This is a genomic window from Sphingobium sp. YR768 (assembly GCF_900111125.1).
Taxonomy (GTDB): Bacteria; Pseudomonadota; Alphaproteobacteria; order Sphingomonadales; family Sphingomonadaceae; genus Sphingobium.
This window is the reverse complement of sequence record NZ_FOGE01000061.1, coordinates 1-9,533: the sequence shown is the minus strand read 5'-3', so window position 1 is coordinate 9,533 and position 9,533 is coordinate 1. Positions and strand designations below refer to the sequence as shown.

Annotated in this window: 8 protein-coding genes and 1 pseudogene; 2 read left to right on the top strand and 7 right to left on the bottom strand. The window is 60.4% G+C overall.

Features of this window, described 5'->3' with window-relative positions:
• The 3 genes and pseudogenes from BMX92_RS27185 to istA form a co-directional block, all read right to left on the bottom strand.
• Window positions 1-1,254, bottom strand: a 1,254-nt coding sequence (locus BMX92_RS27185) for an ISL3 family transposase (protein WP_143066924.1), incomplete at its 3' end; no start/stop codon positions are given.
• A gap of 142 nt (window positions 1,255-1,396) precedes the next feature.
• A complete protein-coding gene (istB, locus tag BMX92_RS26220) occupies window positions 1,397-2,257 on the bottom strand; it encodes an IS21-like element helper ATPase IstB (protein ID WP_093022555.1) in 861 nt (286 codons plus the stop codon).
• A pseudogene (gene istA, locus BMX92_RS26215) lies at window positions 2,254-3,516 on the bottom strand (IS21 family transposase). The gene istB and the pseudogene istA overlap by 4 nt, the downstream one beginning before the upstream one ends.
• A 122-nt stretch (window positions 3,517-3,638) precedes the next feature.
• Here istA and BMX92_RS26210 point away from each other — a divergent pair.
• Window positions 3,639-4,463, top strand: coding sequence for an IS5 family transposase (locus BMX92_RS26210; RefSeq protein ID WP_093022552.1), 825 nt, complete (start codon window positions 3,639-3,641; stop codon window positions 4,461-4,463).
• Between the two features lie 96 nt (window positions 4,464-4,559).
• Here BMX92_RS26210 and BMX92_RS26205 read toward each other — a convergent pair whose 3' ends face one another.
• The 4 genes from BMX92_RS26205 to BMX92_RS26190 form a co-directional block, all read right to left on the bottom strand.
• A complete protein-coding gene (locus BMX92_RS26205; protein ID WP_177185280.1) occupies window positions 4,560-5,390 on the bottom strand; it encodes a sugar phosphate isomerase/epimerase family protein in 831 nt (276 codons plus the stop codon).
• Between the two features lie 382 nt (window positions 5,391-5,772).
• Window positions 5,773-6,603, bottom strand: coding sequence for a hypothetical protein (locus tag BMX92_RS28265; protein ID WP_256213644.1), 831 nt, complete (start codon window positions 6,601-6,603; stop codon window positions 5,773-5,775).
• A complete protein-coding gene (locus BMX92_RS26195; protein WP_093022546.1) occupies window positions 6,600-7,745 on the bottom strand; it encodes a site-specific integrase in 1,146 nt (381 codons plus the stop codon). Before BMX92_RS26195 ends, BMX92_RS28265 begins: the two co-directional genes overlap by 4 nt.
• Window positions 7,679-9,106, bottom strand: coding sequence for an IS701 family transposase (locus BMX92_RS26190; protein WP_093022543.1), 1,428 nt, complete (start codon window positions 9,104-9,106; stop codon window positions 7,679-7,681). The genes BMX92_RS26195 and BMX92_RS26190 overlap by 67 nt, the downstream gene beginning before the upstream one ends.
• A gap of 104 nt (window positions 9,107-9,210) precedes the next feature.
• On the opposite strand from BMX92_RS26190, the gene BMX92_RS26185 reads away from it, so the two are divergent.
• A complete protein-coding gene (locus tag BMX92_RS26185; RefSeq protein ID WP_093022540.1) occupies window positions 9,211-9,450 on the top strand; it encodes a hypothetical protein in 240 nt (79 codons plus the stop codon).
• The last annotated feature ends 83 nt before the right edge of the window (window positions 9,451-9,533 follow it).

Sequence of the window (9,533 nt, the reverse complement as noted above, 5' to 3'; positions counted from 1 at the left end):
GGTGAGAAGCCTAACCGCCTGTCGCGAGGATGGTGCTTTCCAGCGCGGGTGTCTGATGGATGGCGCTGTAGGCGGCGACAGGCCATCGCGTAACCAAGCCTTGATCCAGCGACGAAAGCTGCGCGCTTCGCCACGATAGCCGAGCCCGCACACCTCGCGGTAAAGCTGAGTGGCATTGCTGCAGCCTTCCTCCCAGCGCGAGACGAGGTATGTTTCGAAGGCGTTCGCGGGGTGACGCGGTGCGCGTTCCCAGGTTCCAGGATGTTTGTCGAGAAGCCACTGGCGGATCGTCTTGCGATCTCGGCCGGTTTCGTGCGCGATTGCCGAAATGGTCCAGCCTTTGTCGTGCAGGCTGACGACCGCATCGAACATCATGTTCCGCCGCGCTCGGCTTCGCCTTTGATGATCGAGCGCGTTGCCGGACATTCCCTGGGTTGCTGGTCGTTCTGGCGGTGGATCCTGAGCATCATCATTCGCCAGCGAGCGTCCAACTTCGCGAACGAGCTTATATCGCCTTTCCACGACGGAGAGCATTGCATCCGAACAATTGCGCAGCATGTGCCAGCGATCAGCAACCTGCCGAGCCAAAGGGGCACCTTCGCGCGCGCCCTTGGCATAGCTGCCGGCCCGATCGCGTGCGATAATCTCTGCGCCGGGGTGGGACTTCAGCCAGCCGGCAAGGGTCTCGCTCTCCCTATCCGGCAGCAAGTCAACGACTTGGTGGGCCTCGAGATCCACCAGCACGGTGCCGTACCGCTGCCCCTTTCGCCATGCCCAATCGTCAATGCCCAGGACACGCGGCGGACCCTGGTGGACCTGCCGATCAGCGCGAACGATCCGAAGCATCGTGTCAGCACTGACGCGCATGCCCAGCCGCTCAATGAGACGAGCACCCGCTTCGCCGCCAAGGGCTAGGCCGACGGAACGCTGGACATCACGCACGCGCAGCGTGCGACGAGCGTGACGGGCGGCAACGTCCTCAGCGCGTTCGGCGAAGATACGCTGCTCACACCTCCGGTTGGCACACCGCAACCGACGAACGTGAACACAGAGTACTACCGGGCACCCCTGCCATGGGAGATCGGCGATGCGTCGCTTGTATCTGCTGTGCATCCGCGACGACACGCGTCGGCAGCTGGGACAGCGGGGCGCAGACAACCGCGACCGGCAATTGATCACGATGCGCTCGGTTTCGACAATGACCTCCTCCACGATCAGCTGGCGTGGAATAAGCGGCAAGATACGCTTGGGCATGGCTCGACAGGCTCCCTCAATGGAGCCTCCATGAATCTACCAGATTCATGGTTCGTTCCCGACGCCTGCACCGAAATTGCGGGAGAGCCCAAAAGTGGGCGCTTAAAATTCCCTGATTTGGCGGTTGGTTTATTGTCGGTGATCAGCCGGTATGGAGATCGTTTTTCTCCTTCATCGCGGGGCGCCCGCGCCGTTTTGGCAAGGGCGGCGGGTTGATGGACGGCGTAACGCGGGCATGCTCCGGAAGCAGGTCGGCGTGCTGGCGCATACGATAGCTGGAGCCCTCGATCTGGATGACGACGGCATGGTGAAGCAGGCGGTCCAACAGGGCCGTGGCGACCACATGGTCGCCAAAAACGTCGCCCCATTCGGCAAAGCCGCGGTTGGAGGTCAGGATCATGGCGCCTTTTTCGTAGCGGGCGTTGACGAACTGGAAGAACAGATTGCCGCCGTCGGGGGTGACGGGCAGATAACCGATCTCGTCGACCACGAGCAGGGAGGTCCGGCACAGGAAGCGGATTTTCTCGCGCAGCGTGCCTTCGCGTTCGGCCTTGGCGAGCGCGGCGATCAGGTCGGCGAGCGGGATGAAGTAGACGCTCTTGCCTGCTTTCACGGCTTCGACGGCGAGGGCGGTTGCGATATGGCTTTTTCCGGTGCCGGGCGGCCCCAGCAGATGCACCACCTCGGCCCGGTTGATAAAGTCGAGGCCGGCCAGCGCCATGATACGATAGCGGTCGAGCGAGGGCTGGAAGGAGAAGTCGTATCCGGCCAGCGTCTTGATGACCGGCAGCCTCGCCATGCGAAGCGCCGCCTTGATCCTGCGGGTTTCGCGGAAGGAGAGCTCTTCGCTGAGCAGGCCGTCGATGGCTTCGATGCCGTCGATCTGGCCCTGTTCGATCCGGCGCAGGGTGGCGTCGAGCATTTCTAGGGCACGTGGCATTTTGAGGTGAACGAGGCTGCGACGGATATTGTCGACGCGTGCGGCGGCGGCACCATGGGTCATGGCCGTTCTCCCTGGGCGAGATGGCTGCCGATGGCCTGGTAAATTGCCAGTGAGCGGACAGCTACATGCTCGCCGATACGACCGATGGTGATTGCGTCCTGGCCCGGTATGCGGCGTTTTGCGCCGCTGCCGCCGGTGCGATGGGCAGGATCGATCCGGCACTGCCTGCGGCCTTCCGGAACGGCATGCTCGGCGATGACCTGGCAAAGATCCAGGATCCGGATCCTGTCGGGCAGTTGCTCGACTTCGACAACGCGGCGGGTACGGTCAGGGACGCTGTAATAATTGCCGCCCATCGATACCATGCCGTCGTGGCTAACGCGACGTTCCAGCTTCAGCACCGCATCGAAGCGCTCCGCTGGCAGCGACTGCAACTCAGGCTGCTCCGCGGCGAAGGCTTTGACGATGATCCGCTGCGTGGTGCCATGAACACGAACGTTGGCGACACTTTCCAGCCATTCGATGAGTTCGGCATTGAGCTCTTCCAGATTCCGGAAGGTCCGCCCCAGGAAGAAGTCCTTGCGGATGTAGCTGAACGGGCGCTCCACCTTGCCCTTCGTTTTCGCCCTGTAGGGCCGACAGGCCCGCGGCACGAAGCGGTAATGGCGCGCCAGCGCCAGTAGTGAGCGATTATAGATGATGTGCCCTTGGTCGTCCTCGCCGGTCACCGCGGTTTTCATTCGGTCATAGAGGATCTCGATCGGCACGCCGCCGATCTACTCAAAGGCCATCATATGACAGCGCAGCAGTGTCTGCAGATCCTGGTGCATGACATAGCGACCAAACAGGAAGCGCGAATGGCCCAGTACCAGGCTGAACAGCCAGACGATCCGGCTGATGCCGGGTTCGTCGGTAAAATGGACGACGAAGCGGGCAAAGTCCACCTGTGCCTGCACACCGGGCGGCGTTTCGAAGCGCACCTCGAAGGGCTTTGGGCCATTTTCAGGCCGGATCGCGGCGAGATACCGCTTCACGGCGGTATAGGCGCCCATGTAGCCCATTTCGCGGATTTCCCGCGTCAACCGCGAGGCCGTGAGATCGGGAAAGGCCGTCACCCGCTCGCGCAGAAAGTTCAGATAGGGCAACAGCTTGCTTGGCCGACCCACCTGGCGGGGACCGTAGACCGGGGCTTCAACGCCCCGCTCAATATATTTGCGGATCGTCTTGGGATCACGGCCAGTGCGTCGGGCAATAGCGGTTATCGACACGCCCTGCCGATGTAGCTCGAGAATCATCATCATTTCTCCAAGTCGGATCATCGGCCCCGCCTCCGTGTCTGAAAGGAGATGAAGGGGCCACCAACTAGGGAATTTTCAAAGCCCACTTTAGGGAGAATTGCAGGACCGATGACACCGAGGCGCGGTCGTGATTCAAGCTTGGGATGTGGACCCGAGCGAGCCGTGGCCGGATGGCTGGATTTGAGAAGCGAGCGAAGCGTTACCCGACCGATCTGACGGATGAGGAGTGGCAGTTCATTCAATCGTTTTTGCCGGCGGTGTCGAAGCGTGGACGCAAGCCGAAGACCGATCTGCGCGACGTGCTCGACGCGCTGCGCTATCTTGCCCGAACGGGCGGTGGCTGGCGGATGCTTCCGAACGACTTTCCACCCTGGCAGACGGTCTACTGGTGGTTCAGGCGGTTCGTTCGCCGGCTGCTGTTTCGCACGATCCACGATGTCGCACTGATGCTCGATCGCGAGCGTGAGAGCCGTGAACAGTCACTCAGCGCGGCGGTGATCGACAGCCAGTCGATCAAATCGCCAGCGGCGAAACAGCGTGGGTTCGATGCCGGCAAGAAGGTCGTAGGCCGTAAGCGTCATATCGCCGTCGATACAGACGGCAGGCTGCTCATGGTCAACCTCACGACCGCCGACATCTCCGACAGCGCAGGTGCCCAGACCATGGTCGCGGCCATCCGCAAGCGGTGGCCTTGGCTCAAACATCTGTTTGCCGATGGTGCTTATGACCGCACCCGCCTCATGGACGCTGCCGCCTATCGCGACTTCGTGCTGGAGATCATCCGCCGCACTGACAAGGAAGCCGGGTTCAAGGTCCTGCCGAGGCGATGGGTCGTGGAACGCACATTTGGCTGGATGACCAGGTGGAAGCGCCTCGTTCGTGACTATGAGCAGCGCCTAGACGTCTCCGAGGCCATGATCCACGTCGCGCTCAGGAGCCTCATGCTGCGACGGATCGTACATCCCTGAGCATTCTCAAACGGACTCTTGGGAACCCCAATCGATTCAGGACGGTCGAAATCTGCTCGAGGGCAAATTCCGGGGAGGCCTGGTCGCCCTGGCGCATCAGTTTACCGCAATGTCGAGATCGTCGAAGGCTCGGGCCGTGGCATCCCAGGCATTTGTTGCAAATGGTCCCTCAACTTCGATGAAAAAGCGGTCGACTCCGGTTTCCTTTGCGACGCGAAGGATTTCTTCCCAGTTCGCGCGCTTTTCGCCCGGCACCAGCGGCTTGATGTGATATGTGTTCTTTGCATGGATCATGCCGATACGGCCCGCACCGCGCCGTAGTTCCTCGATCGGGTCGCGGCCGCCCATAATAACCCAACCAAGATCTATTTCGAACTGCACAAGCTCATTGTCAGTCTCGTCCCACAAGATATTCCAGCCGGACTTGCCGTCATAATCCGCGAACTCAAAATCGTGATTATGGTAATAGAGTTTAATCCCCGCATCGGTGAATTGCTGTCCCTTGAGGTTTAGGAACTCGGCCGACCGGTGCCAGACGTCTTGGCCGAGCGAGAGTACGACCTTGCGCAATTCCTGCCCGAAATTGCCCTGCCGCGACGGCATCTTGTCTTCCGGGATTAGGCAAAGCGGCATCACGACGCGCGACGCCCCGATGGTGAGCAGATCGTCGATGATTGGGCCAACCTCGTCTGTCATCCTATGGTCTGCGGGATCGAGTTGAAGTTGCGGCTGCACGTGCATTGCATCGATGCGCATACCGGCCTCGCGCGCCGCGAATGCCAGGTTAGTCGCAGAATGCCCATGCAGTCCTGCCGTCTCGATACAGGAATACCCGAGGTCTGCCAGTCGGCCGAACGCTGCATGGGGATCGTCCTTCACAGACTGGCCAAGGGCAAACGTCTGTATACCAAACTCGTATTGAACCATTTCGACTTCCCCAGTCAGAGTTGAGCGGTGCGCCTGAAAACCAATTGGCGCTATTCCCATGATGCAGCACGTTGCTTCGTGCCTGTTCCAAGCAGATGCTCGCGAATGTGCAATCATGGAAGCTAGCGGTGCAGTCCAGAGCTGCTTAGATGATATATATCAACATATTGTTAGATAGGCAATCCGGAGACGGCCGCGAGCAAGGATGGAGGCGTAATATAGCATAAGAACCAGCGGTGACGGTGGCGAAATTGCAGAAGCCGAAATGAACATCTGTAGCCAAATTTACATTTGTCCGCTCAGGAGCGCCGAGTATGTCGACATTTGATAGCTGACCTCGGTCCGAACTCGTAATCTGGTGAGCGCAAATACGATAGTTTCGTTAGTCCGGTACGATCACGCAGATGATGTGCAGCGAGCGATTCCGCCTTGGAACGGCTGTAAGAGCCCTTCTGTGGTTGCCAACCTCGAGCATCCGTCGCACGTCGGCAGGCGAGTAGATATGGGGCTTTCGCCATTGCTTGGCGGCCTCCTTCCTTGGGGTCGGGTCGGGTCGCCGCACAGGTGTCGACGGGTTGCGGTGACGAAGGATTTTCGCAAAGACGCGCTTGAGCTGTTCACATTCCTCTGCGTGGTGACGCGTGACATTCGTTGCCGCCCATCGATCGATCATGGAACTCAGCGGTTCGGCTTCCGGTCCCGGATGCGACTGCAGGAACCGGTCGAACCTCAGGAGCAACTGGGGCTGCGATGCGTATTTGTATCCTCTACGCCGCATCAGCGCGACATGCTCGGCCATCACTTCGCCCAGAACGCTGCCGAACGGCCTGGGCTGGCGCAGTTCGGCCAGAGCCTGTTTCGGATACTGCGATGCCAATGCCCGCCAGATCGGCATGCATTGCTTGATATTGCACTCATCGCGCAAGGCGGCGACGGGATTGCGTTCAATCGCGTCGATTTCCACCAGGCGTTCGAGGAGCCGGTCAACGATGCGGGTGCGGTGCAAGAGCGTGGACGGCGCTCGGCGAACGGCGGATTCTCGTAGCCAGGCCAGCAGCACTTCTTGATCGAGGGCCTCGTAACGTTCAGCGACATCCTGGAAGCCATGCAAGACTTGGCCGTAGCAGGTTCGACTTTTCATGCTGCGCAGATCAAGGCTCGCGACATAGCGGCCAATGATCGCCCGGTCGGAATCGGGCCACCGAGCGGTCATGGCAGCAGCTCCATTCCCGGCACGTCAAGCGCGATGGCCCTGAGATCCTCGGTAGCAAGCTTGAGGTAGGGAGCCGTCGATCCTGTCGAACGATGTCCCAGCAGGTCGCCGATGACCTTTTGCGGCACCGCGGCGCGCAGCATTTCGACCGCATGCGCATGACGGAAGATGTGGGGACCACACTTACCAGACGGTTGGACGCCAGCGTCACGGAGCCGCCGCCGAACCATGCTGTAAAGCTTGTCGAGCTTTCGGTAGGGTGCGCGTGTGCGAACGAAGATCTCCCTGGCATCGGTCAAGGGACGCCCGGAACGCAGATAGGCGAGTACCGCTTCGCCGACTGGCTCAAGAAGGGGCAGGAATGTGCTTGCCCGCGTCTTGTTGTGATGAACATGGATGGCTTCCGTTCGCCAGTCGATGTCCTCGATCCGGAGATGGCGGATCTCTCCAGACCGAAGACCATAGGCCGCAAGGAGTTGCAGGATTGCATAGTCCCGTAACCCTGCCGACGTCTTGTCGTTCTTGGTGCTCTCCAACACAGCGACGATCTGGGCACGATCCAGGACCGAAGGTACTCCTTCATATGCGTAAAGCGTCGGCGCCAGGACATGCCCTGACAGATCCATCGTGACGCGACCTGTGATGTGGAGATAACGCAGCAGCGAGCGAAGCCGCTCTGCGACAGACTTCAGCGAGCAGCGCGTCAGTTTCGGCGCGCGCAGGTCCATATAACGGTCAACGTCAACAATGCTCAGCCCCGCCAAGCCGTCGATTCCGCGACTGATCAGCCAGGCAAGGAAGTTCCGGGCTTCCCACATCAACGCTGCGATGCTGGCGCGAGCCAACCCGCGTTCCTCACGCAGCCAGATTTCGTATTCGGCGCAGATTGAAAATCGGACTTCATCGGCCGCGCAGGTAGGCTTGATAGCCGGCGGCCATTGGCCGTGAACAAGGCGCAGCAGCGCATGAATTCCGGAGCGTGTGACCTCGTGCCAGCGCGCGCTGGGGCGTCGCCCACGCTGCCTTTCGAACAGAACGATCGTGTGCCGCAGATATTGCTCCACCTGCACATCGATCACGTCCGCGACGGGGATGCTCCGCTGCCCCAGATAGTCGAGAAATCCAGATGCGTAGCGAAGCATAGCGCTTGGGCCATACGTACGATGCGGGTTGCGGGAATATATTGCGGTTCCCGGTGAGGCGGGGAATGTGAGTTAATGTTGCCGACCCAGAGTTGGAGCCGGACGGCGCCGATAGCGTCGCTGAATGTAAGGCTGGTCTTCCGATACCACGCTGCGGCGTAGGGTGTGCTGGTACTGTCAAGAAGATCACAGGCCCAGAGCGAGATGAGGCTGTAGAATCCGAAAATAGCCGGCGTGGTTCGCGCTATGGCTTTGTCGGTCCATTGGCGCTGTGTCTCGACACCCAGGTGAACGCGGGTTTCGGCAAAGGTGACCTCGATCTGCCATCGGCGAACGTAGAGGGCGATTATCTCGGCGGGCTCGAGGGTGATGTCGGTACTGAAGAAGGCCTGCGGGTCGCGCTTTCCGTCAGGATCGCGAACCAGGACCCAGCGGACCGGCAAGACCGGGGTGCCGGGCCTGTACCATAAGGCGATGTCGGATGTGATCTCGAGCGTCTTGCCGTTGACATGGCCATACCAGGCAGAAACGAGGATGCTGGTCCAGCGTGTCGCCGAGTTGGCGAGCAGGGTCTTGAGTTTTGGTAATGCTCGCCCTTTCTGCGCCGGTCGTCCCATTGTGCGTGCCGTTCGCCCGGCAGGCTGCGCAAACAAGTTGGCGTCGAGCCGCAGTCGGCTGATGAGTGTGGCCCGGCGGACAATCGCATGTGCCAGTTCGTGGACAGCAAAGCTGCTGTCGCCGATGAAGATGATCCGCCGACCCGGCAGCCAGCGAGACAGCTGCAGCGCGCCTTGGCGTGCCCAGTCCGTCAGCAATTTATGACGACAGCCGCGTTGACGGTTGGATCGTTCCGAAGGAGCGAGCAACGTCAAGACTGGCAGCGCCTTGATCAGGCGGTTCCATGACACCGGGGTGAGCACCATGAAGCTGAGCCAGCGCAGTCCGCTGGCTTTGACGAAATGGCCGTGACTGGAGCGGACCGGGTTGCGGTAGATACCCCGCGCGGTGATCCGGCGCCCCCATCGGCGCTCTATGGTGTCGTCCATACCGATGACTACAGGACCATCGGGCACGAGCCGTTCGACCACAATGCCCAGTAAACGCCTCGCAACGGCACGCGAGCTCCAGCGGGCGCGGTTGAGGATCTGGTGATAAGTTGCAAAGTTGGAAGCATCGGCTCGGCCGGTCACACGCAGGCAAGACGTAACGGTCCGTTTGCCCGTGGCCAGCAAGCCGCCCATCACAAGAACAAGTACATGCTCCCAACTGGGAGCCGTAAAGCAGGGACGCCATGCCTGCAGCCATTGGCGCAGGATCTGGGGGACGGGATCGCCGATAACGGCCTTGTTCTGGTCCAACATTCCATGCTTCGAATCCCGACTGAAGCACGTTGCAACGCTTGGGCTGTTGCCATGCGGCGAGGTGACTCGAATATGCTGTGACCTGACGGCACTATGGATGCACCATGAAAGACCAGGAAATCATTCTGCGCATCGAAACGTTCGACGCGGCCAACGGCGGCGGCGTCGGATGGTACGAGGACAAAGGCGCTTACCATCTCTATCTGCTTAGAACCGAGGCGCCGATCGCCCGCCTCAAGCCTGTCGGCACGCGTGACGAAGTCAGGCTTGGCTACTGGTCACACCGGCGAAAATGGGAAGATATTGACGATATGGGCGGATGCATCTTGCCCCTAGTGGATTGACCGGAACAAAAGAGTCCGAGGGGGGATTCCCATCGGCTTGCTGGCGTGCGAGTCTGAGAGGATGCGCGATGGCATCACTTTCA

Excerpts from the sequence above, each read along its gene's own strand:
- BMX92_RS26190 (WP_093022543.1), bottom strand. The coding sequence starts at position 9,106 with ATGTTGGACCAGAACAAGGCCGTTATCGGCGATCCCGTCCCCCAGATC.
- BMX92_RS26210 (WP_093022552.1), top strand. The coding sequence starts at position 3,639 with ATGTGGACCCGAGCGAGCCGTGGCCGGATGGCTGGATTTGAGAAGCGA.
- BMX92_RS28265 (WP_256213644.1), bottom strand. The coding sequence starts at position 6,603 with ATGACCGCTCGGTGGCCCGATTCCGACCGGGCGATCATTGGCCGCTAT.
- BMX92_RS26185 (WP_093022540.1), top strand. The coding sequence starts at position 9,211 with ATGAAAGACCAGGAAATCATTCTGCGCATCGAAACGTTCGACGCGGCC.
- BMX92_RS26205 (WP_177185280.1), bottom strand. The coding sequence starts at position 5,390 with ATGGTTCAATACGAGTTTGGTATACAGACGTTTGCCCTTGGCCAGTCT.
- istB (WP_093022555.1), bottom strand. The coding sequence starts at position 2,257 with ATGACCCATGGTGCCGCCGCCGCACGCGTCGACAATATCCGTCGCAGC.
- BMX92_RS26195 (WP_093022546.1), bottom strand. The coding sequence starts at position 7,745 with ATGCTTCGCTACGCATCTGGATTTCTCGACTATCTGGGGCAGCGGAGC.